General features: G+C 71.0%; 27 protein-coding genes. 5 read left to right on the top strand and 22 right to left on the bottom strand.

The features are described 5' to 3' along the window. Positions 1–139 precede the first annotated feature (139 nt). The 6 genes from AB0N29_RS19945 to AB0N29_RS19920 all read right to left on the bottom strand — a co-directional run bounded on the left by AB0N29_RS19945 (position 140) and on the right by AB0N29_RS19920 (position 6471). On the bottom strand, positions 140–1444 hold the full coding sequence (locus tag AB0N29_RS19945) for an NAD(P)/FAD-dependent oxidoreductase (RefSeq protein WP_364869742.1): 1305 nt from the start codon (positions 1442–1444) through the stop codon (positions 140–142). Between the two features lie 16 nt (positions 1445–1460). After that, positions 1461–2612 carry an acyl-CoA dehydrogenase family protein gene (locus AB0N29_RS19940; RefSeq protein ID WP_364869751.1) on the bottom strand — a complete coding sequence of 384 codons (1152 nt, stop codon included), beginning with the start codon at positions 2610–2612 and terminating at the stop codon, positions 1461–1463. A gap of 13 nt (positions 2613–2625) precedes the next feature. Then, positions 2626–3804, bottom strand: a complete 1179-nt coding sequence (locus AB0N29_RS19935; RefSeq protein ID WP_364869739.1) for an enoyl-CoA hydratase-related protein — start codon at positions 3802–3804, stop codon at positions 2626–2628. An 89-nt stretch (positions 3805–3893) separates the two neighbouring features. Next, on the bottom strand, positions 3894–4577 hold the full coding sequence (locus tag AB0N29_RS19930) for a nitroreductase (RefSeq protein WP_364869736.1): 684 nt from the start codon (positions 4575–4577) through the stop codon (positions 3894–3896). Positions 4578–4660: 83 nt separating this feature from the next. Then, a complete protein-coding gene (locus tag AB0N29_RS19925; protein ID WP_364869733.1) occupies positions 4661–5629 on the bottom strand; it encodes a MaoC family dehydratase in 969 nt (322 codons plus the stop codon). Next, positions 5626–6471, bottom strand: a complete 846-nt coding sequence (locus tag AB0N29_RS19920; protein WP_364869730.1) for a CoA ester lyase — start codon at positions 6469–6471, stop codon at positions 5626–5628. Before AB0N29_RS19920 ends, AB0N29_RS19925 begins: the two co-directional genes overlap by 4 nt. A gap of 114 nt (positions 6472–6585) precedes the next feature. On the opposite strand from AB0N29_RS19920, the gene AB0N29_RS19915 reads away from it, so the two are divergent. Next, on the top strand, positions 6586–7236 hold the full coding sequence (locus AB0N29_RS19915) for a TetR/AcrR family transcriptional regulator (protein ID WP_364869727.1): 651 nt from the start codon (positions 6586–6588) through the stop codon (positions 7234–7236). Between the two features lie 12 nt (positions 7237–7248). Here the strand turns inward: AB0N29_RS19915 and AB0N29_RS19910 are convergent, their stop codons facing one another. From AB0N29_RS19910 to AB0N29_RS19840, 15 genes are all read right to left on the bottom strand, one after another. Then, positions 7249–8532 (bottom strand): FAD-dependent oxidoreductase, encoded by a 1284-nt coding sequence (locus AB0N29_RS19910; RefSeq protein ID WP_364869724.1) that lies wholly within the window; start codon positions 8530–8532, stop codon positions 7249–7251. A gap of 2 nt (positions 8533–8534) precedes the next feature. After that, on the bottom strand, positions 8535–8726 hold the full coding sequence (locus tag AB0N29_RS19905; RefSeq protein ID WP_364869721.1) for a ferredoxin: 192 nt from the start codon (positions 8724–8726) through the stop codon (positions 8535–8537). An 81-nt stretch (positions 8727–8807) separates the two neighbouring features. After that, positions 8808–10001, bottom strand: coding sequence for an acetyl-CoA acetyltransferase (locus AB0N29_RS19900; RefSeq protein WP_364869718.1), 1194 nt, complete (start codon positions 9999–10001; stop codon positions 8808–8810). After that, positions 9998–11371 carry an OB-fold domain-containing protein gene (locus AB0N29_RS19895; RefSeq protein ID WP_364869715.1) on the bottom strand — a complete coding sequence of 458 codons (1374 nt, stop codon included), beginning with the start codon at positions 11369–11371 and terminating at the stop codon, positions 9998–10000. The genes AB0N29_RS19900 and AB0N29_RS19895 overlap by 4 nt, the downstream gene beginning before the upstream one ends. Next, positions 11371–12591 (bottom strand): acetyl-CoA C-acetyltransferase, encoded by a 1221-nt coding sequence (locus tag AB0N29_RS19890; protein WP_364869712.1) that lies wholly within the window; start codon positions 12589–12591, stop codon positions 11371–11373. Before AB0N29_RS19890 ends, AB0N29_RS19895 begins: the two co-directional genes overlap by 1 nt. After that, positions 12588–13841 carry an acetyl-CoA hydrolase/transferase C-terminal domain-containing protein gene (locus AB0N29_RS19885; protein WP_364869709.1) on the bottom strand — a complete coding sequence of 418 codons (1254 nt, stop codon included), beginning with the start codon at positions 13839–13841 and terminating at the stop codon, positions 12588–12590. Before AB0N29_RS19885 ends, AB0N29_RS19890 begins: the two co-directional genes overlap by 4 nt. Further along, on the bottom strand, positions 13838–14137 hold the full coding sequence (locus AB0N29_RS19880; RefSeq protein WP_364869706.1) for a hypothetical protein: 300 nt from the start codon (positions 14135–14137) through the stop codon (positions 13838–13840). The genes AB0N29_RS19885 and AB0N29_RS19880 overlap by 4 nt, the downstream gene beginning before the upstream one ends. Further along, positions 14134–14628: an aromatic-ring-hydroxylating dioxygenase subunit beta gene (locus AB0N29_RS19875; RefSeq protein WP_364869703.1), complete on the bottom strand. Its 495-nt coding sequence runs from the start codon at positions 14626–14628 to the stop codon at positions 14134–14136. The genes AB0N29_RS19880 and AB0N29_RS19875 overlap by 4 nt, the downstream gene beginning before the upstream one ends. 74 nt (positions 14629–14702) lie before the next feature. Then, a complete protein-coding gene (locus tag AB0N29_RS19870) occupies positions 14703–15977 on the bottom strand; it encodes an aromatic ring-hydroxylating dioxygenase subunit alpha (RefSeq protein ID WP_364869700.1) in 1275 nt (424 codons plus the stop codon). Further along, positions 15974–17722 (bottom strand): class I adenylate-forming enzyme family protein, encoded by a 1749-nt coding sequence (locus AB0N29_RS19865; protein WP_364869697.1) that lies wholly within the window; start codon positions 17720–17722, stop codon positions 15974–15976. The genes AB0N29_RS19870 and AB0N29_RS19865 overlap by 4 nt, the downstream gene beginning before the upstream one ends. A 77-nt stretch (positions 17723–17799) precedes the next feature. Beyond that, positions 17800–18579, bottom strand: coding sequence for an enoyl-CoA hydratase-related protein (locus tag AB0N29_RS19860; RefSeq protein ID WP_364869694.1), 780 nt, complete (start codon positions 18577–18579; stop codon positions 17800–17802). Beyond that, the gene (locus tag AB0N29_RS19855; RefSeq protein ID WP_364869691.1) at positions 18576–19379 is read right to left on the bottom strand and encodes an enoyl-CoA hydratase-related protein; all 804 of its coding nucleotides are present in this window, start codon (positions 19377–19379) and stop codon (positions 18576–18578) included. Before AB0N29_RS19855 ends, AB0N29_RS19860 begins: the two co-directional genes overlap by 4 nt. A gap of 16 nt (positions 19380–19395) precedes the next feature. Continuing rightward, entirely contained in the window at positions 19396–20136 is a 741-nt protein-coding gene (locus AB0N29_RS19850; RefSeq protein WP_364869688.1) for an enoyl-CoA hydratase/isomerase family protein, read from the bottom strand. Between the two features lie 20 nt (positions 20137–20156). Then, positions 20157–20894, bottom strand: coding sequence for a 3-oxoacyl-ACP reductase FabG (fabG, locus tag AB0N29_RS19845; protein ID WP_364869685.1), 738 nt, complete (start codon positions 20892–20894; stop codon positions 20157–20159). Next, positions 20891–21343, bottom strand: a complete 453-nt coding sequence (locus tag AB0N29_RS19840) for a MaoC family dehydratase (RefSeq protein ID WP_364869682.1) — start codon at positions 21341–21343, stop codon at positions 20891–20893. Before AB0N29_RS19840 ends, fabG begins: the two co-directional genes overlap by 4 nt. Before the next feature lie 197 nt (positions 21344–21540). On the opposite strand from AB0N29_RS19840, the gene AB0N29_RS19835 reads away from it, so the two are divergent. Both AB0N29_RS19835 and AB0N29_RS19830 read left to right on the top strand, forming a co-directional pair. Continuing rightward, on the top strand, positions 21541–22695 hold the full coding sequence (locus AB0N29_RS19835) for an acyl-CoA dehydrogenase family protein (RefSeq protein WP_364869679.1): 1155 nt from the start codon (positions 21541–21543) through the stop codon (positions 22693–22695). Further along, positions 22692–23726: an MBL fold metallo-hydrolase gene (locus tag AB0N29_RS19830; protein WP_364869748.1), complete on the top strand. Its 1035-nt coding sequence runs from the start codon at positions 22692–22694 to the stop codon at positions 23724–23726. Before AB0N29_RS19835 ends, AB0N29_RS19830 begins: the two co-directional genes overlap by 4 nt. A gap of 37 nt (positions 23727–23763) precedes the next feature. Here AB0N29_RS19830 and AB0N29_RS19825 read toward each other — a convergent pair whose 3' ends face one another. After that, positions 23764–24927, bottom strand: a complete 1164-nt coding sequence (locus AB0N29_RS19825) for a CaiB/BaiF CoA-transferase family protein (RefSeq protein WP_364869676.1) — start codon at positions 24925–24927, stop codon at positions 23764–23766. A gap of 112 nt (positions 24928–25039) precedes the next feature. Here AB0N29_RS19825 and AB0N29_RS19820 point away from each other — a divergent pair, with 112 nt between their 5' ends. Both AB0N29_RS19820 and AB0N29_RS19815 read left to right on the top strand, forming a co-directional pair. Continuing rightward, positions 25040–25645 carry a TetR/AcrR family transcriptional regulator gene (locus AB0N29_RS19820; protein WP_364869673.1) on the top strand — a complete coding sequence of 202 codons (606 nt, stop codon included), beginning with the start codon at positions 25040–25042 and terminating at the stop codon, positions 25643–25645. A gap of 118 nt (positions 25646–25763) precedes the next feature. Beyond that, positions 25764–26774 (top strand): hypothetical protein, encoded by a 1011-nt coding sequence (locus AB0N29_RS19815; RefSeq protein ID WP_364869670.1) that lies wholly within the window; start codon positions 25764–25766, stop codon positions 26772–26774. The last annotated feature ends 36 nt before the right edge of the window (positions 26775–26810 follow it).

The raw sequence follows: 26810 nt of genomic DNA, 5'->3' as shown, positions 1-26810 counted from the left end.
GTAGGTAACCCGCGCGCCCCCGCGCCCGCGCGCCCCCCCCCCCGCGTGATGGCCGGGGGGGGCGGCCCCCCCGCGGGCGGGGGGGGGGCGGCCCCCCCCCCCCCCCCGCCACAACGGTTCCACCGAGGACCCGGTCGGGTCAGGCGACCGCGACCGGGTTCCTGGCGACGATCTTTTCGACGACGAGCTGCGCCGTCTCGGCGCAGGCCGTGGTCCCGCCGTTGGCGTACTCCTTGACTCCGTCGCCCACGTTCCACAGGCCCCCGACGGGGGTGTCGTGGCCGAGGTCGTACCCGGCGACCGCCCGCTGGGGCGGCCAGTCGTCCTTGGTCACGACGGTCGAGAGGATCCGTGCCTTCCGGTCGAAGCCCGGGATGTTCTCGCGCAGGTCCTCGAGGAGCAGTGCGGTCTCCTCGCCCTCGTCGAAGTTGCCGGTCGGGTTGCCGGGCACCGCGGTCCCGCAGTAGAGGTGCCACCCCTCCGGCGCCATCTCCGGGCAGGTGCCGGTGAAGTTCGCGCAGTAGGCCAGCCGCCGAGTCGTGGCGAAGCTGAGCATGCCGGGCGCCTCGAAGAGCGGTTCCTGGCTGGCGAAGTTAATCGTGATCATCGCCGTCGGCCGGTCAGTGCGCTTGACCTCCGCCAAATAGTCCTCGTCGGCGATGCCGTCGCCGAGCAGCCGGACGGTGGCGGCGGGGCCGACGTTGCTGACGACCACGGGCGCTCGGACGAGCGTGCCGTCCGCGAGTTCGACACCGGCGACGGCACCGCCGTCGGTCAGGATCCGCCGGACGTCGGTCGACAGCCGGATCTCGCCCCCGTTGGCCTCCACCGCCCGCGCGAGCGCCTTCCACAGGCCGATGGTGCCCTCGGGGTGGAACCCGAAGCGCTTGAACGCGCTCTTGCGGGTGAAGTAGGTCAAGAAGACCCGGGCCGGCAGGTCCTCGGACCCGACGGCGAAGACCGAGGCGGCCATGTTCCTGAAGATGCCGTGCACACCCTCGTTCTTGGTGTACTTCGACAGCCAGTCCTTGAGGGAAAGCTCGTCCTCCGGGAGGCCGCTGTCGTTGCGCGCGGCGCCGATCCCCTGTACGACCTTGGCACCCTGGCGGGTGAGCTTCTGGAGGAGGAAGCCCCAGCCGCCGCCGGTGACGTCGACCTCCTTGCCTTTGATGCGGTAGAGGATCGGCGGCTTCGGCTCGCGGATGTCGAAGTCCGCACCGACCTCTTCGCAGGTCTGCTGCGTGATGCCGCCGACCTCGATGACGATCGCGCCGTCGTTCACCTTGAAGCCGTCGATCTCGGTCGTGGACGCGCGCCCACCGACCTTGTCGAGCCGCTCGAGCACGAGGGTCCGGTAGCCGAGCTTGGTCAGTCGGGCAGCGGTGAAGAGCCCGCCTGCGCCGGCGCCGATGACGACGGCGTCGTACTGCTGGTTCTCGCTCATGGGTGCCTCCGGTGGGTCAGTAGGAACGCGGCAGGCCGAGCGAGGTCTGCGCGACGAAGTTGAGGACCATCTCGCGGCTGACCGGGGCGGTACGCATCAGTCGTGTGACGAACCACAGGTCGGAGAGGCCGTACTCCTGGGCCAGGCCGTTGCCGCCGTGGGTCTGGATGGCCTGGTCCAGTGCCTTCAGGGCGGCCTCGGCCCCGGCGTACTTGGCGATGTTGGCGGCTTCGCCGGCACCCGGGTGACCGGCGTCGTAGAGCTCGGCCGCGTGTCGCGTGGCCAGACGCGCCACCTCGACGTTGATGTGCGCATCGGCGAGCGGGTGCGCGACGCCCTGGTGCTGGCCGATCGGCACTCCCCAGACCGCCCGGTCCTTCGCGTAGTCGGCGGCCTTGGCGATGGCGTAGCGCCCGACGCCGGTGGTGATCGCGCCGACGAGGATGCGCTCGGGGTTCAGGGCCGCGAAGACCTGACGCAGACCGTTGCCGGCCTCGCCCACGAGCTGGTCCGGCCCGATTTCGACGTTGTCGAAGTAGACCGTGAACTGCTTGTCGGGCGAGACGATGGAGGTGGGGATCGGCGAGTAGGTGAGACCCGGCGCATCGGTCGGCACGACGAAGATTGACAGCTTGCCTTTGGCGTCGGTGGAGTGCTCGGCGTCCCGCGCCACCACGAGGATCGCGTCGCACTGGTCGACCGCCGAGATGTAGTACTTCTGGCCTGAGAGTCGCCAGCCGTCGCCGTCGCGCGTCGCCGTCGTGGAGACGCGGTGGCTGTTCGATCCGGCGTCCGGCTCGGTGAGACCGAACGCGACGCGCTTGCTGCCGTCGGCGATGCCGGGCAGCCACATCTCCTTCAGCTCGGTCGACGCATAGGTGGCCAGGACGCTGCCGATCATGGCGGGCGAGATCACCCAGATAAGCATCGGGAAGCCGTGGGCGGCCAGCTCCTCGACCACGACCGCGGCCTCCTGCATGCCCGAACCGCCGCCCCCGTGATCCTCGGGCAGGTGCACCCCGAGCAGACCGGCCGCTCCGAGTTCCGCCCACATCTCGTGGATGTCCTCGTTGGCCCGGGCTCGGTCCAGGAAGTACGCCGCGCCGTAGCGGTCGGCGATCTTCCCGACGCTCTCCCGGATCGCGCTGTGCTCCTCTGAGTCGTGGATGAGACCCGGCACGTCAGGCTCCTTCGAAGGTAGGTCGGGTCTTGGCGAGGAACGCCGAGACCGCGCTGTGCGCATCCGCGGTGGCGGCGATGCGCGAGATGGTGTCGGTCTCCGCGGCGAGCTGGTCGCTCAGAGAGCTCGACCACGAGTCACGGAGGAGTCGGCGAATCGCCCCGAACGCGCGGGTGGGCCCCTGCGCGAGACGCTGCGCACGCTCGGTCGCCCGGCGCCGGAGGTCGGCCGTCAGGACGACCTCGTTGACGAGGCCCCAATCCAGGGCCTCGCGTGCGGAGATCGGTCGGTTCTCGAGGTAGACCTCGGCCGCACGGGCGGGCCCGATGCGGCGGGGCAGGTGCCACGTCCCGCCGCCGTCGCCGCTGAGGCCGAGCGCCGCGAAGGCGGAGACGAAGCGGGCGTCCTCGCTCGCGACGACGATGTCACCGGCGAAGACGAGGCCGAGCCCGCCGCCCGCGACCGCGCCCTGGGCCGCGGTGACGACGGGGACGTCGAGTTGGGCGAACGTCGTGAGGGCGGCGTGGTAGCTGGTGGTCATCGTCCGCAGCAGCGCGCCGACGTCGTCGCCGCCGTTCTCGACGATGTAGTCGAGGTCGCCGCCGACCGTCAACGCCGGACCATCCCCACAGATCAGAAGGGCCCGGACGGCTCGGTCGGATGCGACCCGTCGCGCGGCCAGCAGGAGGTCCTCGGCGAAGCGGAGGTCGATGGCGTTGCGCACGTCCGGACGTGCTAGGCAGAGCGTGGCGAGGCCGTCCTCCACCGCCAGCCGCATGGTCGCGAGCTCCTCGCCGAGCGCGGCGTGCCAGGCCGCGCTGTCGGTGACCTGGTCGAGATGGGTGATCCGGCCGTCGACGACGACGATGCGGTGGGTGAAGGCCGCCCGCAGCGGCAGGCCCGAGGACCGCGCCGTCCCTATGTAGGTCCCGGTGACGACGGCACCCTCCTCGGTCTCGAGGAACTCCTCGACCTGCGGGGTGAGGCGGTAGAGCTGGCCGATGCGCCACCAGAACTCGTCACGCATGCTCGCCGGCGAAGCAAACGTCCCGCCGAGCCCACGGGGCAGGCCGTCGGTGCTCCGTCCGGTGAAGGTCGGATCGAGCACCTCGGCCAGCACGTCCGCGTCGCCCGTCCGCAAGGCGCCGTACATCCGCTCCACCAGGTCACGCCGGAACACGTCGCTGACTCCAACTTTCTAATCTGAATACGAATTAGATCGGACGCTAACACGGAGCGCTCGTCCCGCGCCAGGGTCGGCCGCGACGATCAGTCGGGCCCAACGTCGACCACCGTGACCATGTCCGGCAGCGCCGCCCGGTCGGTGCGGAAGCCGTTGACCGGGTGGTCTTTGACGGCGTACCCGAGAGCCACCCCGCAGACCACCGCCCGGCGCTCGGGGACATCTAGCAGTCGTCGTACTGTGCCGGCGTGCACCCCGAGGGCACCCTGGGCGATCGCCGCCAGGCCCGAATCGACCGCGGCGTTCAACAGGTTGGCGACGAATCCCCCGGTGTCGACCAGCCCGAAGTCCCCCTGGGCCCGGTCGACAGTCACGACCGCGAGGACCGGGGCCCCGAAGAACGAGTAGTTCTCCAGCATGGCCGCCGTACGGCGTGCGTGGTCGGACCGGCCGATGCCCAGGCTGCGGTAGAGCGCCAGGCCCGCGGCCCGCCGGCGTTCCTGGTGGACGCCGGCATACTCGGGCAGCCCCAGGTCCGGCGAGGCCTCCTCGGACGACGGGAGCGACGCCACGTGCGCCGTGAGCTCACGGGCGAACCAGGCCGTGGCACCGTCCCGGAGCAGGTGCACCGCCCACGGCTGCGTGTTGCACCACGACGCCGAGCGCTGTGCCAGCCGCAGGACCCGTTCCAGCACCTCGTCCGGTACCGGGTCTGGCCGGAAGGCCCGGCAGCTCCACCGCTCGCGAACGATGTCCTCGAAGTCGGGCACGACACTTTCCTCTCCCAGCACGACGTCGCGCGAGCCGCGACGCCGCCGTTCCTGCCTCTGCCACTGCTCAGCCGTCACCACCCTCAGAACAGGGCGGTGAACCGCCAGTTCAGGACGTCGCGCCCCTCGTCCGCGGTCACCTCGGACCGCAGGTCGACCAGCAGGCCACCGGCACCCGGTCGTACGGCGCCGACCGTGATCCGGCTGCGAAGGGTGTCGCCCTCGTGCACCGGCCCGGTGTGGTCGCACCCCTCCCACGCCAGCACCGTCACCAGCCCCGGGAACGCCCGGCCGACCTGGGCGAGCGCCAGGCCGATCGTGTGGCCGCCGTAGACCAACCGGCGACCCCCACCGGCCCGCTCGTCGTGGTGCACGGCGGCCATGTTGAGCGAGAGCCGCGCCAGCTCGGGGGCACTCGTGACCACGTCCCCGCCGTGGACCACCACGACGTCGCCGTCCCCAGGCTCCTCCGGCTCGCCGTGGACCCCGCGAAACGGACCAAGGTCCCACTCCGCCACCGAGCGGCCGACGTCCCTCGGCCCACCGGAGCCGACGGAGCCAAGGTCGTCGGCGTGCCCCGTGGGGGCGTCACCTCGTAGCGGCAGCATCGCGCAGCGGTAGAAGTCCAGGACCGCACGCCCGTGCTGGTCCTCGGTGCGCATGTGCAGGGCGGCGAGGCCGGTCGGCACCCGCCCCCCGCGTCGAGTGTTCTCCCGGAGCCCGACCACCGTCGTGACGGTCCGCAGCGTGTCGCCGATGACAGGCTGACGCAGCAGGGTCAGGTCGCGGTAGAAGAGATTGGCCTTCACGTGCTGCGTCGCCAGCGTTGACTGGCCGATGGCGACGTTCCACACGTACGCCGGGTGCGCGACGGGGGCACCGGCCACGGCGCGGGCGAGGGTGTCGTCCAGGGGCAGTCTGAGCCGGTCGCCGAGGATCGCCTGGTGCGCCGCGGCGCGCCCCTCGGTCAGGGTCATCGCGGGAGCCTGGTCGAAGACGCGGCCGACCTCGAGCTCGTCGAACCACGGGCCCTCGGAGGTGCGCGTGCTCAACGAACGGCCTTTCCCAGGACCCGACGTGCGTGGACCGCCATCGCCCCGTCGAGCAGCTGGCCGTCGAGCTGGACGGCCCCCCTACCCTCCGTCTCGGCCGCGGCGAGCGCCTCGAGCACCCGCTGCGCGTGCTCCACCGCCTCCTCGCTCGGCACGAAGGCTGCGTTGACGGCTGGGACCTGCCTCGGGTGGATGACCCACTTCGCGTCAAACCCGGCGGCAGAGACCGCGCCGACGGCGCCTCGGAACGCCGCGTCGTCGTCCACACCGAGGTACGGCCCGTCCACGGCCGCGATCCCGGCCGCCCGTGCATGCAGCAGGACCAGCTCCTGGGCAACCACCCATCGGCCGGGATCCACCTGCCGCCTGCCGAGCGACGCCGCCAGGTCGGCGTACCCGAGCACGACGGACGCCAGCCGGTCGGGGACACTGGTGATGTCGGCGAGACCCGCCAACCCGGCGGCCGTCTCGATGAGGGCCTGGATCGCGACGCCCCGACCTTCGTCGACCAGGAGTGCCTCCGCCCGCGCGACGTCCGCACGGCTCTCGGCCTTGGGCAGGACGATCGAGTCGGCACCCGCCACCACCGCAGCGAGGACGTCCGCCTCGAACCAGGGCGTGTCGATGCCGTTGACCCGCACCGCGACCAGCGGGCGCTCGACGGGCCACTCGGCAGTTGCTACGACCGCTCGGGCCCGGTCTTTGTGGGGCACCGCGACGGCGTCCTCCCGGTCGACCACGACCTCGTCGGCGCCGGCGGCAAGGGCCTTGGCGATCTTGCGGGGGTCGTCGGCGGGGACGCTTAGTACGGAGCGCCGGCGCGCAGCGAGATCGAGGGACATGTCACTTAATCTATGTTCAATTCAGTCAACGCTCAATGCCTAGCACTCGCCGAACGCCGCCGGGGCGACGCGAGCTTGACCGCCTCGGTCCGTGACGCGCTTAGAATCGACGCCATGCCTGCCAAGCCGTCGACGCGCACGCGCGGCGGCGCCGCCAAGAAATCCTCCGGGGCCCAGGACACCAAGTCGGCCCGCACGCGAGGCCGGATCCTCGACGCGGCCGCCAAGGTGTTGAGCACGAAGGGCTACGCGGGGATGCGGCTCGGGGACGTGGCGACCGAGGCCGAGATCCAGCCGCCCGCGATCTACTACTACTTCGACTCGCGCGAGCACCTCGTCGAGGAGGTCATGTGGGTGGGCCTGGCGCAGATGCGTGCCCACCTCACCGAGGCACTGGAGGCGGCGGCCGACCTCGACCCGATGGAGCGCATCATGGTGGCCGTCGAGGCCCATCTCCGTCACGAGCTCGAGCTCTCCGACTACGCGACCGCCTCGATCCGCAATGCCGCCCAGATCCCCGACTCGATCCGGGAGCGGGCGGACCGCGAGACGGTCCAGTACGGAGAGGTGTGGCGCGGACTGGTGCGGGCGGCGATCGACGAGGGCCAGGTCAACCCCGATCTCGACCCCTACGTCGCCCAGATGCTCGCACTCGGCGCGCTCAACTGGGCGGCCGAGTGGTGGTCGCCGCGGCGGGGGTCCCTCGACTCCGTCGTCGCCATGGCCCAGGCGTTCGTGCGCAACGGGTTGGCTCCGCAGGACTGAGGCCCCCGCGCGTCAGACGGCGGCAGCGGCTCGCGCCTTGTCCTCCCGCAGCCTCCGGCGAGACTCGGCGTGCTCCAGCGCCTCGGACCAGGTGGCGCCCTTCGTGACGAGGGCCCGGTACTTCATGATCTCCGCCTGGCCCTGCACGGTGAGCGCTCCGATGATTCGTTCGCCTCGGCGGTACAGCGCGACCCAGCGCTCGCTGTCCGGGTCGTCCGGGTCGCCGTCCACGACGCGGACCTCGTCGGCCTGCGGATCCCCAACAAACTGGATGCGGACGTCGTACCAGTCCGACCAGTAGTACGGCACCGTCCCGTAGGGCTTGGCGCGCGCCGGGTCGAGGGCGTTGCGGGCCGCGGCGGCCCCCTGCTCGGCGGCAGCGGTCCAGTTCTCCATCCGCTGCCGCACACCGAGGACGGGATTGGGCCAGCTCGCGACGTCACCCGCGGCGTAGACGCCCGGCTTACCCGCCCAGAGGGTCTCGTCACAGACGACGCCGTTCTCGAGGGCGAGGCCCGAACCTTCGAGCCACTCGACGGTCGGCGCCACGCCGATGCCCACGATGACAAGGTCGGCGGGGATCTCGGTGCCGTCGTCAAGCACGACCCTCTCGACCCGGCCCCGACCCTCGACCGAACGCACCCCGACGCCACACAGCAACGTCGTCCCGTTCCGCTCGTGCAGCGAGGCGATGGCCCGGCCCATGCGCGTCCCGGTGGCACGGACCAGGGGCGTCGGCTGCGCCTCGACCACGGTCACCGGGACGCCGCGCTTGGCGGCGCTCGAGGCGACCTCGGACCCGATGAAGCCCGCTCCGATGACCACGGTCCGGGCTCCGCTGTCGAGGGCACGACGGACCGCGACTGAGTCGTCCAGGGTGCGCAGAGGCAGGACGCCGGCGAGGTGTCCACTGCCGGGGAGCTGCCGGGCGTGCGCGCCCGTCGCGATGACGAGGGCGTCGTAGGGCACCGGGATGCTGCCTACCTCGACCACCCGCCGCTCCGTGTCGAGGCCGGTCGCCGGGGCGCCGAGCATGAGCCGTGCGCCCAGGTCCTCGACCAGCACCTGCTCGGTCCGGAAGGTCGTGGGCGCGGGCGCGGCGCCGTCCTCGGTCGCCGCGAGGAAGCCCTTCGACAGCGGCGGACGGTCGTACGGCAGGTGGGGCTCGGCCCCGACCAGGGTGAGCTCGCCGGCGAACCCCGCCTTGCGGGCTGCCTCGACCGCCCGCAGACCGGCGAGCGAGGCGCCGACGACGACCAGCCGCTCCACGGGGCCACCGGTCCCCGGGTCGACCACGATCAGTCCCCCATGCGCAGAGCCTCGGTCGGGCAGGCGGCGATGGCCTCCTCGACCCCCTGCCGCTCGTCGTCGGTGACGCCCTCCTTCAGCAGGACGAGGTCGCCCTCGTCGTTGACCTCGAAGTGCTCCGGGGAGAGGGACTCGCACATCCCTAGGCCGGTGCACTTCTCGTAATCGACCAGGATTTTCATGTCCGGCCACCTTCCTCCGAGCGGAACTTGCTTTAATCTAAGTTAGAAAAGATTCGGAGCTTCGTCAACCCCGCGATCCCACTAGGCGGTTCGCTCGTTGCCGACGACCGACACGAAGGAGACGCACCCCCCGGGACGACCGCCCAGGTTGTGGGTGAGGGCCGTGTGCGGATCGGCGAGCTGCCGCTCCCCCGCCTCGCCCCGCAGTTGCAGCCACGCCTCGAACAGCATCCGTAGGCCGCTCGCACCGACGGGGTGGCCGAACGACTTCAGGCCGCCGTCGACGTTGACGGGGAGGCGACCGTCCGCGTCGAACTCGCCCGCCAGCACGTCCTTCCAGGATTGCCCCGCGTCGGTGAAGCCGAGGTCTTCCATTAGGACGATCTCGGTGGGGGTGAAGCAGTCGTGCACCTCGGCGAGCGAGATCTGGGTGCGCGGGTCGGTGATGCCGGCCTGCGCGTAGGCGTCGCGCGCGGAGTGGATGACCTCCGGGAACGTGGTGAAGTCGTACGCCGGGTCCATCCCCCCGCTCATCGGGCCCGCGGCGAGGGCGAGCGCCTTCACGAAGATCGGTCGGTCGGTGTAGTCGTACGCGTCCTCCGCCCGGACGACGAGCGCCGCCGCGGCACCGTCGGAGACACCCGAGCAGTCGAAGATGCCGAGCCGGCCCGCCACCTTCGGTGCCGCGTCGATGGTCTCGCGTGCCACCTCCTTGCGAAACTGGGCGCGGGGGTTGCGGGCCCCGTTGGCGTGGTTCTTCCAGGCCACGTGGGTCATGGCCGCGCGCATCTGGTCGGGAGGCACGCCGTACTTGGCGCAGTATGCCGGGTCGAGCATCGAGAACGCCGCCGGCGCGGTGATCGACAGCTCCGGCGCCGTGCCGTCGTCCGGCGGGTCGGACCGGAGCAGGCCGCTGAACCCGGAGTCCTTCAGCTTCTCGACTCCGACCGCCATCACCCGGTCGTACGCCCCCGACGCGACGGCGTAGCACGCGTTGCGGAACGACTCAGATCCCGTCGCGCAGTAGTTCTCGACCCGAGTCACGGGCTTGTGGTCCAGTCCCAGGGCGCGGCTGAGCGTCAAGCCCGACTGCCCGGAGCCGAGGGTGCCCAACCAGTAGGCGTCCACGTCGTCGCGGGCCACACCTGCCGAGGTCAGGCACTCGCCGACCGCCTCCAGGAGGAGGTCCTCGGTCGAGGACTCCCACAGCTCCCCGAACTGGGTGCATCCCATGCCGACGACGGCGACCTTGTCCGCGATGCCTCTGCTGCTCATTGCTCGCTCCTCTCGGTCGGTCGACCCGGGAGCGCCCGGGCCTTCCAGAAGTAGTTGTGCACGCGGCCGGCGGTGAACAGCCGGCGGAACACCACCTCGACCTCGGTCCCGACCTCGAGGACGTCGGGATCGGCGTCGCTCAGCTCGAGCGTCGTGCGGCCGCCGCCGTCGAAGTCGACCACGACGTCGACCACCGGCGGGGAGGGCGAGAAGGCGAGCCGGTCGACGGTGTACGTCGCCACGCGCCCTGCCAACCGCGCGGCCGGCACCGGTTTCATCTGGTCGGTGGCGCCGCAGCCACGGCACACACGCACGGGCGGCAGGTGGACGAACCCGCACCGGACGCAACGACTGCCGGTGAAGGCGAACTTCCAGCCTGCACCGCGAGCCGAGGGTGGGCCCGCGGGCCGGTCGGGCTCCGGGCGACGAGGCGTCTCCCTGTCGAGCAGCCCGCGCCAGCCGAGGTAGGTCGCGTACGGCACCGTCCTGGCGCTCGGCGCGGCGACCTGCTCGGCGAGCGGGAGGCGCTGGCGTCGCTCGAGGAGCAGGTCGGTGGTGCGCATGACCGCCGCGTCGCACCCGTCGACGGCTGAGAGCAGCAGCACGGTCTCTCCCGCCCCCGCGACGTCGAGCACGCCCGCGAGGCCGAGGAGCGGATCAGCCGTTCCTGCGAAGCCGATCGGGGATCCGGTCGTGGAGGACCGGCCCTTGACCAGCGCGCCCGCGCGCTTGGTGACCGCGGAGTTCGCGCTGGTGAGGACGACGTGGTCGGCCTCTTCGAGTCCGGCATCCGCGAGCGCGGCCGCGGCAGTCGCGCGCACAGCGGCGGCGTGCCGCTCGAAGCCGAAGCGCTCCTCCCACTGCTCGCCGGTCCGCGAGAGGGGGTCTCGCCACCGGTCGAGCAGCTCGTCGTTGACGGCGGCCCGACCAATGACCTCCGCGACCAGCTCGGTCTCGCCGATCAGCACTGCGGCCGCACCGTCACCGCCGGACCGCTCGTCGCCCGACCCCGGCTTGCCCACTCGCACGTCCGCGGCCACGAGGAGGCCAGGCCTGTCGAGGGCGTCCATGACCGAGCGGGCCGTCGTGCCGGCATCGCTGGCGGGGACCGTCGCGGGGAGGCCGAGCGCCGCCGCCACGGCAACGGCGTTCGTCTTGTCCAGGTACGGCGGGGAGGAGGTCGCCAGCGTCAGGCGCGCCGCGTCCTCGAGGGACCCGGCGGCGTCGACGAGCCTCTCCGCCGCCGCTACCGCCATCGTCGTCGCGTCCTCGTCGAAGGCCGCCACGACCCTGCCCGCGCGGACGCCGCTGTCCCGGGGGTCCAGGCGGTAGGCCGGGAGGTAGGTGGCGTAGCTGCGAATCCCGGGCATCAGGCGACTCCTCGGAAGAGGGCGGCGACTCCTTGGCCGCCGCCGACGCACATGGTCTCGAGGGCCAGCCCACCGCCGCGGCGACGCAGCTCGTGGAGCATGGTCGTCAGGATGCGGACGCCGGTCGCCCCGATCGGGTGGCCGAGCGAGATGCCGGAGCCGTTGACGTTCAGCCGGTCGTCGACCTCGTCGAGCGTGACGCCCCAGCCGGCCAGCACGGCGAGGACCTGGACGGCGAACGCCTCGTTGACCTCGATCAGCGCGAGGTCGTCGAAGCCGACACCCGTGCGCGCGAAGAGCTTCTCCACGGCACCCACCGGCCCGATCCCCATCGTGGCCGGTTCACAGCCGACGGCGCTCCAGCCCTCGAACCACGCCATCGGTTCCAGCCCGAGCTCGTCTAGGCGGTCCTCCGCCACGACCAGGCAGGCGGCGGCCGCGTCGTTCTGCTGGGCAGCGTTGCCGGCGGTCACGGTGCCGTCCGCGGTCACGGTGCGCAGCCGCGCGAGCGAGTCCGCCGTCGTGTCCGCGCGGATCCCCTCGTCGCGGTCGAGGACGATCGGGTCGCCCCTGCGCTGGGGGACCTCGATAGCGGCGACCTCGTCCGCGAACGCCCCGGAGCGCCACGCTGCCGCGGCACGCTGCTGGCTGCGAGCAGCGTAGGCGTCCGACTCGTCACGGCCGATGCCGTAGGCCTGCGCGAGGTTCTCCGCGGTCTCGACCATCCCGCTGATCTCGCCGAACCGCCACGACGGCTGCGAGCGCTCCCGGCCCCGGTCCAGCCGGTCGTACAGGTACTGGTTGCCCGAGCGTGAGCCCCACCGCGCCGAGGTGGTGTAGTGCTCGATGTTGCTCATCGACTCCACACCGCCGGCGACGACGACGTCTGCTGCCCCGGTCTGCACCATCATCGCCGCGGTGATGACTGCCTGGAGGCCGCCGCCGCACCGACGGTCGATCTGGAAGCCCGGCACGTCGATCGGCAGCCCGGCGTCCAGGGCCGCCCAGCGTCCGATGCACGGAGCTTCACTGTTGGCGTAGGACTGGGCGAAGGACACGTCCTCGATGCGCGAGGGGTCGATGCCGGTGCGGGCGACCAGCTCCTTGATGACGTGCGAGGCGAGGGCCGCGGCCGGTACCGGGCGGAGCGTGCCGCCGAACGCCCCGACCGGTGTGCGGACGGGCGAGACGAGGGCGGCTCGGCGCAACGTGGTGCTCATCTGAATCCTCCAGGGAAGTTGTCGGCCGCCGCCTCGAGCACCGCACGGTGCTCGGGGGCTGCGACCGCGACGAGGCGCTCGGCCCGCTGGCCGAGCGAGGTGCCACGCAGGTCCGCGACGCCGTGCTCGGTCACGATCACGAGCTCCTCGGATCGCGGGGTCGAGACCGGTCCCGCCAGCCGGGGGACGATACGGCTGCGTCCGCGGGCCGTGGCGGGTAGGGCGATGATGGGGACGCCGCCCTCGGAGGCCGCAGCTCCCCGCAGGAAGTCGGCCGCACCGCCAACGGCGCCGACGTAGCGCCCGCCGACGGTCTCCGCGTTGACCTGACCCGTCAGGTCCACCTCGATGGCGGAGTTGATGGCCACCAGCCGGTGCGACGTGGCGAGCACCTGCGCGTCGTGGGTGTAGCCGGTGGGACGCAACTGGAGCGCGGGGTTGCGGTGTGCCCAGGCGAAGAGGCGGCCGGTCCCACCCAAAAGTCCGGCGATCGCCACACCGCGGTCGTGCGACTTCATCCGACCTGTGGCGACCCCGTCGCGCACGAGCCTCATCGCGGTCTCGTTGAAGATGCCGGAGTGGATGCCCAGGTCCCGCTTGTCGCCGAGCTCGGCCAGCACTGCCTCGGGCAGGCCCCCGATCCCGAACTGCAGCGTGGCGCCGTCAGGGACCAGGCGGGCGACCTGCACGGCGACACCCCGCACCGCCTCGCTGGACGTCGGCGTCGGCAGCTCGCCGGGTCCGACCGTTCCGTCCACCATGAGCGCACAGTCCTCACTGGCGAGCGTCCGCGACCCCAGGGTGAACGGCACCCGGTCGTCGACCTCGGCGATCACCACGCGCGCGGTGTCGATCGCCGCCGAGAAGTAGTCGTCGCCAAGCCCAAGGCTGTGCCGCCCGTGCTCGTCAGGCGGCGAGACCTGGACCAAGACGACGTCGGCCCGCAGGGGGCCACGCGTGAGGGCGGCGGGCAGCGCGGAGTACGGCACCGGCCACACGTCGAGGCGGCCGGCGTCGTGCAGCGCGCCGTTGCTGCCGGAGCCGCAGTAGCTGTGCACCGCGAGGCTCGCCGGAGCAGTGTCCACGCGCACCTCGGACTCTGCGGGGATGCCCACGAAGCACCGGATCCCGCCGATGTCCGCGGCCTGTTCCACCAGGGCCCGGGTCAGGCTGCGCGGCTCGGCGCACGCCTGCCCCCAGGTGACCGTGTCGCCGGGGCGGAGATGGGGGCGCAGATCGGGCAGCGTCATCCGCGCCAGCGGTCGGCGGACGGGTCCAGCAGCGTGGTGAGGTGACCTTCGTCGAGCCAGATGACCGTCTCAAGCTCCAGCGCGTCGAGGTGCCGCACCTGGCCGGTGCGGAGGTCCTCGAGCCGCAGCCGAACCGAGTTCCCGTCCTCGTCGAGGCTCACCGAGACACTGGCGAACTCGCTCTCGACGACCGGGCCGACCCCGGGGACGTTGGAGCGCCCCGGCGCGGACATCGACTCACCCGGCACGATGGCGTGGTGGTCCCCCGCGGAGGGGTCGTTCCCGGTGTCGCTCATACGAGGAACCCCAACGTCGGGATCGCCTTGTCGTTGTCGACCAGGACGACCTTCTTGTAGGCCAGCTTGATCTCGCCGTCGACCAGGCGAAGCCGGTAGGTGGTCCGCCCTCCCCACAGCTCGTTGCCGCGTGCGCGGGACTCGAAGGCCAGGAAGTTCGCGCCGACCTCCAGGTCCACGTCCCCTCCGGCCGACACCCGCCCGCCGAGCAGCTCGACGTTGCCGACGATGCGGCGCAGGTTGGACGGCGGAGCCTGCGCGTAGCGCTTGCCGGTCCTGACCTGCTTCATGCGGGTGCTGATCCGGTTCCGGTTGTCGTAGATGACCGACACCTGGGTGATCGGGTCGATGTCGGCTCCGCCTGCGGGGACCCAGTAGAGCGCGTCGTCGGTCCAGAGCGACTCCCACCCGTCGTAGTCGTTCTCGTCGGCGAGCCGGGCCTCGCGGTAGAGGAACTGCTCGACCTCGCGCACGTCCCAACCCTCAGGCACGCGGCCGAGCGTGCCGTGCCGGGGCGTCTCGGTCGCGACGGACTCTGCGAGTGGTGCGGCCGTCTCGCTCATCTTCAGGCCTCCATCAAAGACTTGTAGTGCTTCCAGAAGCCGCGCATTCCGGTCTCGTCGGTCGCGGCCCCGATCGTGTAGCCGTCCTCGTCGGTCCGCTCGCGCACCAGCCCGCGGCGCACGTCGAGCCACTCGGGGTCCAGGACCTCGACGCCGCGCTGGTTGCGTTCGTACATCTCCGTGTCGTCAGCCAGCAGCATGCCGGCCGGGCCGACGGACCCGATGGACTGCGAGATCATGCGCTTGTTCATCTCGGGCGCACCCGCCAGCTGCACCGCGGTCGAGTACTGCACGCACTCGCCGGCCGAGACCGGCTGGATGTTGAAGACCTGGATCTCGGCGATGAACAGGTTCGGGAAGATCATGACGTGTGGGGCACCCTCCACCAGGATCCGGTGGGCGTCCTCGCCGTGCCTCTCGCGCATCGCCGCCACGTAGCGCGGGACCCGCTCCACCGTCGTGCCGAACCAGCGCATCTCCTCGTCGAACCCGCGGAACTCCGGGCGGAGGTCGTTCTCGCTGTGCCCGTTGCCGAGGTTGCGGGTCACCGCGGTCGAGGCATCGCTATAGAGCGCCCCGATGGGGCTCCCGGTGACGCCGAAGATCGAGCCGTGCACGAACTGCGGGTGGTAGCCGTCGGTCTCGTTCTCCGCGAGCAGCTTCCAGTTCGCCCGGGTCTTGTGCTTTAACCAGCCGGCGCTCAGCTCGACCCGGCCCTCGGGGGACAGGTCGGCGAGCCGGTCGATCTCGCGCGCCGCGCCACCCAAGTGCTCCACCAGGGTGGGACCCTCGGTGGCGAAGCTCCCGAACACGAAGCCTCGGTAGGACGAGACGCGCGGGACGACGCCCATGCCCAGCTCAAGCTTGTTCTTGCCGCCGTACCCCTTGTTGTAGGGGTAGCCCAGCAGCTCACCGGTGTTGCGGTACGTCCAGCCGTGGTACGGGCAGCGGAACGACGAAGAGTTGCCCTTGTCGTCGTCGCAGACCTGGTTGCCCCGGTGGGCGCAGCGATTGAGCAGAAGGTGCACCTCCCCCTCCTTGTCGCGCGTCATCACGACGTCCTGCAGGCCGAGCCGCTTGCGCACGTAGTCGTTGGGCTGCGGCACCTCGCTCTCGTGCCCGACGAAGACCCACGTCGAGTACCAGATCTTGCGCAGCTCCTCGGCGAAGACCTGCTGATCGGTGTAGAGCGACCCGTGCACCTTGTCGGGGTGGATCAGACGGTCGTAGACGCTGCCGCCCTCCACATCTCCGGGCATGGGGACCACTGCGGTCATGAAGGAACTCCTTGAACGGTCTTCGCGGCGGCCTCGCGGGCCACCATCTCGACGAGCTTGAACTTCTGAACCTTGCCGGTCGGCGTCGTGGGCAGCTGAGCCGGATCCAGGAACACGAACCGCTTGGGGACCTTGAACCGGGCGAGGTTGGCCTTGGCGTAGGCGACGAGCTCCTGCTCGTCGACCTCGGCGCCCGGGGCACGCACGACCACGGCCACGCCGATCTCGCCCCACCGCTCGTCGACGACCCCGATCGCGAAGGCCTGGCTGACCGCGGGGTGCACGGCCAAGACCTCCTCGACCTCCTTGGGCATGACCAGCTCGCCACCGCTCTTGTAGAGCTCCTTGCTGCGGCCTGTCAGCACCAGGTAGCCGTCCTCGCGCACCAGGCCGAGGTCACCGGAGTAGACCTCGGCGTCACGCAGCGTCGCGGCGGTCTCGACAGGCTTGTCGTAGTAGCCGAGCATCATCGTCGGGCCGGCGGAGACCAGCTCACCGACGGCACCCTGCGGGAGCGCCTCGCGGGAGACCGGGTCGACCGTCCGGTAGGTGCACAGGGTGTCGTGCCCCTCGACGCTGGCGGCACCGGCGAGCTTGACCCGACCCACCGTCGTCGAGGACAGGATCAGCTCGTCCTCGGGGAAGGTGAGCGTCATGGCGCCGCCGCATTCCGTCATCCCGTAGCCGGTCACGATCTCGCTGACCCCAAAGTCCTCCTGGACCTTCTCCCACAACCAAACCGGCGCGGGCGCCGAGCCGCACAGGAGCGCCGAGAGGCTCGTGAGGTCGTAGTCGAAGCGGGCGGGGCTCTCGACGATGGCGATGGCCATCGTCGGCACGCACAGGATGTCGGTCGCGCGGTGCTTCTCGATGCCGGACAGGTAGCCCTCCGCGGAGAACGACGTCTGCATGATGACGGCGCCCCCGACGTACATCGCCGACAGCAGTCCCTCGACGTAGCCGAACATGTGGTAGCAGGGCAGGCTGAACAGGATCCGTCGCGCGTCCTCGTAGGCACGCGTGTACGCCGAGGCGTAGCCGGTCCGGAGCACCGCGTCATGGGTGACGAGGACCCCCTTGGGCGAGCCCGTGCTGCCCGAGGTGTAGAGCATGTCCCCGATGTCGGTGGCCAGGTGGCCCGCCTGCGCGGCGCCGCCGGGGTTGGCATCGCCCAGCGCCAGCAGGTCGGCGTACGTCGGCGCTCCAGCCCGGGCACCGGCCGCGGTCGGGTGGCCGGTCGCGAAGACGGCGACGTGGCGCAGGTCGTCCGGGCCGTCCCCGGTGCGCTCGCGATCGGCGAACCTGTCGCTCGCCCAGTCCGGAACGATCTCGTCGAGCATTCCCTGGTAGTCCAGCCCCGCGAAGCCGTCCATCGTGATCAGCACGCTGCACCGCGACTGCTTCAGCACGTAGCCGAGCTCCTCGCGGCGGTAGAGGAAGTTGAACGGGATGGCGACGGCACCGGTCCGCGCGATGGCGAACTTCAGCGGCACGAACTCGGCGTAGTTGGCCATCAGCATGCCGACGCGGTCACCCGGCCGGACCCCGAGGGCGACGAGCCCGTCGGCCAGTCGACGGCTGAGGTCGGCCACCTCGCCGTAGCTCCAGCTCACGTTGTCGGTGATCACCAGCGGTCGCGCGGTGTGCTCCGCGGCGCAGACGTCCAGCCAGCTGTCCAGCGTGCGCGGCACCCAGGCCGGGAAGCGCTCGTCGAGCCGGGCGCGGCGCTCTTCGATCGTCGACATTCGTACTCCTTAATTGAGATTAGAATAAGCACGCGGTGCGGGACCGTGCAAGCCGCGTCGAGAATTCGGGGGGCGAGTCAGGCGGGCCCGAACGCCGGACGGCGCCGCTCCCGGAAGGCGGCGACGCCCTCCGCGAAGTCGGGGCTCTCCCAGAGGTCCACCTGGTGGCGGACCTCCAGGTCCAGCACCGCGAGGGGGTGCCTCGGCTCGCCCGTCAGCAGACTCTTGATGACGCCGAGCGCACGCGGCGGACCCGACGCCAGCTGCGCGGCGTCCTGCAACGCGACCTCGAGCGCCGTCCGCGGCGCCACGAGCTCGTCCACGAGCCCGTCGCGCAGGGCGGCGTGGCCGTCGAGGGGGCGACCCAGCATGAGCATCTGTCGAGCGCGGGCCACGCCGACCCGTGACGGCAGCGAGGCGTAGACGCCCAGGTCACCCGCGAGGCCGACCCGGGTGAAGGTGGTTGCCCAGGTCGAGTCCTCGGCAGCGACGACTCGGTCGCAGGCCGCGGCGAGCGCCACACCGGCGCCGTACGCCGAGCCCTCGACTGCGGCCACGACCGGCTTGGCCGTCGACCAGATCGCACGGACCATCCGCTGGCCGGCCTGCGCGCGCTCGATGGCCGCCGACCGCGGCAGCCGCTCCATCGTCGAGATGTCACCACCCGAGCAGAAGGCCGGCCCCGCGCCGGTGACCACGACCACGCGCACCGCCCGGTCCTCATCGGCCCGCTCGAGCGCTTCGGCGAAGGCGAGCCGAGTCGGCCAGTCGATCGCGTTGCGCACGTGCGGCCTGTTGAGCGTCACGACCCGCACGGGGCCGCGGTCCTCGACCAGGACCGGATCGTCCTGGCTCATGCGCCGATGAAGGTCGGGGAACGCCGCTCGAGGACGGCGGCGAGGCCCTCGCGGGAGTCGGCGGTGCCAGACAGCTCCGAAACGACGCGAGCCTCCTCCGCCAGTCGCTCCTCTACGCCCGCTCCTAGCCCGCCCCATACGAGTCGCTTCGTGGCCGCGAGGGCCAGGGGCGGCTGCGCGGCCAGGCCGGCCGCGAGCTCGTGCGCCTGGGCCTCGAGCTCGTCCGCAGGGACGACTCGGCTGACGATGCCGAGGTCCAGTGCCTCCGCCGCGCTCAGCGTCGGATTGGTGAGGAGGATGTCCAAAGCACGCCGCAGGCCGACGAGGCGGCTCAAGGTGACCGTCGTGCCGGCGTCGGGCGCCATGCCCACCCGGACGGCCCCGGAGAAGAACCTCGCGTCGTCGGCCGCGACCACCAGGTCGGCGGCGCACACGAAGCCGAACCCCGCACCACCTGCCGCGAAGCCCTGGATGACGGCCACGACCGGGGCCTTGAGCTGGATCATCGCCGAGGTGGCGATCTGGAGCCACGCGGTCGCCTCCCGGAGGTACTCCGGAAGGTCCTCGCCCTTCGCTGCGAAGGTCTTCACGTCCCCGCCGGCACAGAAGTTGCGGCCGGCGCCCCGCAGGAGCACGACCCGCACGGTCGGCTCCGCGTGGCACCGCAGGATTGCTGCGTGCAGCGCCTGCAACGTCGGCACGTCGACGCCGTTGGACGCCTCGGGGCGGTTGAGCGTGACCCGCGCGATCCCGTCCTCGATGTCGAGGAGCACGGGTCCTTCGGCGATCAGGGTGGTCATGCGGACAGTCCTTTCGTCATGACTTGGCATGGAAGGTGGAGACACCGGCCGCCCCGGCCTCTCCGGCGATGTGGTCGACGACGGCGGTCATCTCAAGCACGAGCCCGTCGGCCAGGGTTCCGGCGAGCCCGTCGGTCACGAGGCGTTTGATGCCACGTGTGGCGGCCGGCCGGCGGCCGGCGAGGGTCGACACGAACTGCTCGACCTCCTGGTCGAACGCCTCCCCCGTGATGGATCGGTAGGCGAGGCCCCACGCGACGGCGTCCGCGGCGCTGAGGTGGTCGCCCGAGAGAAGGTGGGCGAGGGCCCGCTGTCTCCCGACCAGCCGCGGCAGCCGCTGGGTGCTCCCTCCACCGGGAACCTGCCCGTAGACGACGTGGGTGTCGCGGATGCGAGCGTCGGCATGGACGAGCACGACGTCACAGGCCTGCATCAGCTCGAACCCGCCCGCCATGGCGACGCCCTCGACCACCGCCACGACGGGCTGAGGGATCGCCCAGACGGCCCGGCACGCGGCGGCGAAGCGCGCGAACAGAGGCTCCAGAGCTTGCGGACCCCCCTCCCGGAGCCGCTGCACCTCGCGGAAGTCGCCACCGGCAGAGAAGTTCCCGCCCGCACCCCGTACGACGACCACGTCGACGTCCGGGTCGGCACCGAGCTGCTGCAGCGCGAGCTCGAGCCGGTGCCCCAGCTCCACGGTGATCGCATTCATCGCCTCGGGCCGGTTGAGAGTGATCCGTCCGACGTTGCCGGTCACCTCGACGAGGACGGGCTCGCTCACATCCCCCTCCCGCCGGCGACCTCGAGGACGGCCCCCGTCATGTAGCTCGAGAGGTGCGAGGCGAGGAACACGACAGCACCAGCCACCTCGCCCGGTTCGCCGGCACGCCTCATGGGGATGGTGGCCTCTGTCGTGGCGAAGGCCTCCGGAGTCATCGCGGCGGTCATCGGGGTCCTGATGAGGCCGGGCTGAACAGCGTTCACCCGGACCCCGTGGTGCGCGAGCTCCTTGGCCGCGGCCTTCGTCATACCCACGACCCCGGCCTTCGCCGCGGAGTAGTTGGTTTGGCCGGGGTTGCCGACCTTGCCCGACATGGACGACAGGTTGACGATGCTGCCGCTCTTCGCCTCGCGCATGACCGCACTGGCGGCGCGCAGCCCGAGCCAGGTGCCGCGCAGGTGCACGGTGATGACGGCGTCGAAGTCCGCCACCGACATCTTCTTCAGGGAGGCGTCGCGGGTGATGCCGGCGTTGTTCACGAACAGGTCCAGGCCGCCGAGCTCGTCGACCGCCCGGTCCACGAGGCGATTGACCTCGGACTCGTCCGTGACGTCGCACCCGACACCGATGGCGCCTCGGCCGATCGCCTCGGCGGACGCCTCCGCGCGGTTCCCGTCGAGGTCCGCCAGCACCACACGAGCACCGTGGTCGGCCAGCGCCGCGCCAATGGCGAGCCCGATGCCCTGGGCCGCCCCCGTCACGATCGCGCGGCGGCCCTCCAGCAGGCCGCTCATGCGACGAACCGCACGATGAAGTCGGCCGCCGCCGCCGGCTTGGGGGACCCCTCGAGGTGCACGACGCCCGCGAAGGTGACCTGTGCCGCGCCGTCGAGGTCGGCCACCGCCGCGATCGACGCCCCGACCCGGACACGGCTCCCGACCCGCACCGGGGCCGCGAACCGCACCTTGTCGAACCCGTAGTTGATCGCCATCGAGACGCCTCGCACCTCGTAGAGCTCGTGCATGAGCGGCGGAAGCAGCGACAGAGTCAGCATGCCGTGCGCGATCGTCGCGCCGAAGGGTCCCGACACGGCCCGCTCGGTGTCGACGTGGATCCACTGATGGTCCCCGGTGGCTCCGGCGAAGCCGTCGACCATGACCTGGTCGACCACGCTCCAGGAGCCGACTCCCAGGTCGGTCCCCGCTGCGCCAGCAAGTGCTGGCAAGCCGTCGAACGTCCTCACACTTTGGTCCTCTCGTCGCAGAATCGAATCTAAATTAGACTCTAAAGCTGGTGTGGTCAACGCCTCATGCAACTTGGCGCCGGGATCGCGCCGCCGCCGTCGAGGCCCGCGGAGCCCGTGAGAGCGAGCACCGGGGTCGTTGACTTAATATGAATTCAAATTAGACTCACTGGACGACCTGAGTGGAGGAGCAAGAGATGGCACTGTCGGCCGAAGAACGCGAGATGGTGGCGGTCGTCCGGGACTGGGTGGACTCGGCGGTGAAGCCGAGCGTCCACGAGCTCGAGCACGCGAACGAGTACCCCGAGAAGCTCATCGAGCAGATGAAGGAGCTCGGCATCTACGGGCTCGCGATCCCGGAGCCGTACGGCGACGCGCCCGTCTCCATGCCCGCCTACGTCGCAATCACGGAGGAGCTCGCGCGGGGTTGGATGAGCCTGGCCGGGGCGATGGGCGGTCACACGGTCGTCGCGAAGCTGCTCCTCACCTACGGCACCGAGGAGCAGAAGCAGCACTACCTGCCCCGGATGGCGACCGGCGAGATCCGGGCGACGATGGCCCTCACCGAGCCCGGCGGGGGTTCCGACCTCCAGGCCATGGGCACGGTGGCCACGCGCGACGGCGACGACTTGGTGGTCAACGGCTCCAAGACGTGGATCTCCAACGCTCGCCGCTCACAGCTCATCGCCCTGCTGTGCAAGACCGACCCGAAGGCCGAGCCGCGGCACCGGGGCATCTCCGTCCTCCTCGTCGAGCACGGTCCGGGACTCACGGTGTCCCGGGACCTGTCCAAGCTCGGCTACAAGGGCGTCGAGACGTGCGAGCTCGCCTTCGAGGACTACCGGACACCGGTCGCCTCCGTCCTTGGCGGCGTGGAAGGCAAGGGCTTCGGGCAGATGATGAAGGGCCTCGAGACCGGCCGGATCCAGGTCGCATCGCGAGCCCTCGGCGTCGCCCAGGCAGCCTTCGAGGACTCCCTCGCCTACGCCCAGAGCCGGACCAGCTTCGGCCAGCCCATCTGGCAGCACCAGCAGATCGGCACGTACCTCGCCAACATGGCGACCAAACTCGTCGCCGCTCGACAGCTCGTGCTCCACGCCGCCGAGAGGTACGACGCCGGCGAGCGCGTCGACATGGAGGCCGGGATGGCAAAGCTGTACGCCTCGGAGGTCGCGATGGAGATCGCGCTCGACGCCGTCCGCATCCACGGCGGGTACGGCTACTCGACGGAGTACGACATCGAGCGGTACTTCCGTGACGCGCCCCTCATGATCGTCGGCGAGGGGACCAACGAGATTCAGCGCAACGTCATCGCCTCCCAGCTGGTGGCGCGCGGAGGGATCGACCGCTGAGCGCGCACACCCCGGCCGACGCGTCGCCCGAGGACGAGCGCTGGCGGCCCGAGCAGGTCACGGCGAACCTCGTCCGGGTCCCCCTCGCCCTCCCCATTGAGCTCGAGAGCGTCAACTGCTATCTCGTGCTGGGCGACGACGGCATCACCGTCGTCGACCCGGGGTGGGCCTGGACCGACGGCGAGCAGCCTCTCGTCCGAGCCCTGGCCTCGTTCGGCGCGGGCCCACCTGACGTACGTCGGATCCTGGCCACCCACCAGCACTGGGACCACTACAGCCTCGCCTGCCGGTGGCGCCGGGAGCACGGCACGCACCTGGCACTGGGACGGGAGGAGCGCCACAGCATCGAGGACTACACCGTGGATGCCCCGCCCTTCCTGCACCAGGCTGAACTGTTGCGGGCGTGCGGAGCGCCGGACCTGGCTCGCGAGATGGACGCGCGCATCCGGCCGCCGCACGAGCGGGGGGTGGACTTCGGCAGTCCCGACCACTGGATCCGCGACGGCGAGCGCTTTGACCTCGGCGGGGTCGACCTCACCGCGGTGCACACACCCGGCCACACCCGCGGGCACGTCACCTTCGTGGACGAGGTCGCCGGCGTCGCCTTGACGGGTGACCACATCCTGCCCCGCATCACCCCGTCGATCGCCTTCGAGAACGTCGCTGACCCGCTGGCACTGGTCCGCTACCTCGAGTCGCTCCGCCTCTTCGTGGAGCGACCCGACCTCGGCATGCTCCCTGCCCACGGCCTGCCTCAGCCGAGCACCGCCGCTCGCGCCGCGGAGCTCATCGCCCACCACGACGAACGGCTCGCCGTGATCGAGTCGCACGTCGCAGGCGGCCTCACGACCGCCCACCAGGTCGCTGCCGCGATGCCGTGGACCCGCCACGCCAGGCAGCTCGACCAGCTCGGTGCGCTCCACGCCATGACCGCCATCTTGGAGGTGGCCTCTCACCTGCAGTACCTCGACCATGTCGGTCGTACGACGAGCACCACCCGCGCCGGGGTCGCCCACCACGAGACCAAGTGAGGGGCAGGGCGCCCGTTCATGGGCGCCCGGGCCGCGCTCAGACGTCCTCGCGGGCAGCCCCGCTGGCGAGCAACGCGTCGACGTCGAGACCCAGCTGCTCGAGCACGGTGCGTGTGTCGGCGCCCGGCCGGTGCGGACGCTCGAACTCCTCCCGTCCGTGCCGCGAGAACCGCGGCGCCGGCCCGGGCTGGACGAACCCGTCGTCGACCCGAACACCAGAGCGGTGCGCGACGTGCGGGTGGGAAGCGGCCTCCATCATCGAGAGCACCGGCGCGACGCAGGCGTCGGTCGGCTCGAATACCTCCGTCCACTCCGCGCGCGTCCGGCCGGCGAACACCTCCGCGATCCGCCGGCGAATTTCGGGCCACCTCGCGCGGTCGTCCTGGGCACTCGCGTCGAGGTCCAGGCCAAGGCCCACGAGGAGCTGGGCGAAGAATTTGGGCTCGATGGCTCCCACGGCCATGTGTCCTCCGTCGGCCGTCGCATAGACGGCGTAGTACGGCGCGCCGCCGTCCAGCATGTTTACCCCCCGCTCGTCACGCCAGGTCCCGGTGTTGACCAGGCCGTGGGTCCCGGCCAGCAGGTGCGCGGCTCCGTCCACGATCGCAGCGTCCACCACCTGCCCGCGGCCGGTGGCACGCGCCTCCAGCAGCGCAGCCAGGACACCCATCACCAGGTACGTCGCACCACCACCGAAGTCACCGACGAGGTTCATGGGGATCTGTGGGGGTCCCCCGGACTCACCGATGCCGTGCAGGGCGCCGGTCAGTGCGATGTAGGAGAGGTCGTGGCCGGCCCGTTGCGAGAGGGGTCCCTCCTGGCCCCAACCGGTCATCCGTCCGTAGACGAGTGCAGGGTTGTACTCCCAGCACACATCCGGCCCGAGCCCGAGACGCTCAACCACACCCGGTCGGCTGCCCTCCGTCAGGACGTCGGCCGTCCTCACCATCGACAGCACCGCGTCGACGGCCTCGGGTCGCTTGAGGTCGAGGCACACGATCTTCTTGCCGCGGTTCGTGACGTCGAGGGCAGGGTCCCCGGGGAACACGCCGAGGCCACCAGGGCGCTCGACGCGGATCACCTCAGCACCCATGTCCGCCAGGGCCATGCCGGCGAACGGCCCCGGCCCCATCCCCCCGAGCTCAATCACCCGGATGCCCGACAAAGGGCCGGTCACCATCCCTGAGCTGTCGTCGTTCACCACTGCGCTCCATTCACCAGACTTTGATCCACCGTGTTCTGAATCTAAATTAAACTCAACGATACTCCCCGCACCAGAGCATTGCCGGCATAGATGCGCTTACGCTGCGGTCATGCCTCCCGCCGTCCAGAGCGCCACCGAGCGCGGTGCTCGCACGCGCGCCCGCATCCTCGACGCGACAGCGAAGGTCCTGAACGCGAACGGCTACGCCGGCACCCGCCTCAGCGACATCGCCTCGGTCGCCCAGCTTCAGACACCGGCCATCTACTACTACTTCCCCTCTCGCGACGACGTGATCGAGGCCGTGGTGGCGGCCGGGCACCAGAGCGTGATCGACCACGTCGCCGGCGCGCTCGCCAAGATGTCTGGGGCTAGCAACCTCGACAAGATCCTCGCCGCAGTCGAGGCCCACCTGACTTTCGTGCTGACCGAGTCCGAGTACGCCTCGGCCTCGATCCGCAACCTCGGGCACCTCCCGGCCGAGATGCGCACCCGCCAGGTGTCACGACGCCGCACCTACGGCCAAATGTGGAAAGACCTGTTCGAGGCCGGTCAGCAGGCCGGCGAGTTCGATGCGGATGTCGACATCGCCGACGCGCGGATGCTTATCATCGGCGCCCTCAACTGGGCACCGGAGTGGTGGGACCCGGGCCGGGGCTCGCTGGAGAAGATCGTGTCCGAGGCCAAGCGCTTCGTCCGCCGGGGGCTCGCGGTCTGACCCCTGGTCGTCCCGCGTTCGGGACTCCCGAACGTCACGTGCCACCCCTTCTCGGTGGACCTAGCGTCGCCAGGGCCGCGCCGGCCGCGGCGCAGATGGACGACCCCGAGGAGAATTCATGAAGAGTCCCGAGCCCGCCATCGACGCCCTCACGGACGAGGCGCCCCCCGGCGCGGACCCTGCGTTCTTCGACCGCTTCTACTTCAACCTGCACGGCGCCGAGCCGACGCCCCTTGTGATGATCGGCGCCGGCGTCTACCCGCCGGCCCGGGTCGTCGACGGGTACCTCCTCGTCGTCGACGGCGACACCCAGCACAACCTGCGCTTCTCCGACGTCGGCCCGCCGCGCTCGTCGGTCGGTCCCCTGCGCTGGGAGACCGTCCAGCCCCTGCGGGTCTGGCGGCTGTCGGTCGACCAGAACCCGCTCGGCCTGGAGCTCGACGTCACGTGGACCGCCCGCACCGCCGCGTGGCGCACCGAGGACATCAGGGTCGACAACGGACGCGGCGGCACCTCGGACTTCAGCCACTACTTCCAGTCCGGGAGCTACACCGGCACGATGACCTGGAACGGGACGACGACCTCCGTCGACGGCTGGACCGGGCAGCGCGACCGGTCGCGCGGCGTGCGCGTGGTCGCCGGCGGCCAAGGCATGCACCTGTGGGTCCAGGCCCAGCTCCCGGATCGGTCGGTCGCCTTCATCATGGACGAGACGCGCGCCCACGAGATGTACCTGTGCGACGGGGCCGTCCTGCACACGGACGGCTCGATCGATCCCATCGTCGACGTGCGGCACGACCTTGAGTTCGACGCCGGGCTCGACTTCCGGACCGGTCGGCTCCTGGTGACGACGCAGGCCGGGGAGCAGCTCCGGGTCGAGGTCGACGGCACGGCCGGAGGCGGGTTCCTCTCGGGTGGGGGGTACGGCGGCTGGCACGGCAAGGCCCACGGCGCCGGCCACGTGGAGCAGGACTCGTTCGCCCTGGACGGGAGCGTGTCCCCGCGGACTCTGGACATGCCGCTGACCGACAGGCCGGCGACGTTCGTCGTGGACGGGCAGCGTGGCGCCGGGGTCTTCGAGTTCGCGGTGACCCGGAGCCCGTCGTACACCTACCGACCCTCGCTCTAGGACGCCTGAGCGTCGGGTGGTGCCTCGATGCGGGCC

Source organism: Nocardioides sp. NPDC092400 (genome assembly GCF_040684155.1).
Lineage (GTDB): Bacteria > Actinomycetota > Actinomycetes > Propionibacteriales > Nocardioidaceae > Nocardioides.
Note: the sequence above shows the minus strand (reverse complement) of the source record. Positions and strands in the feature narration are given on the sequence as shown.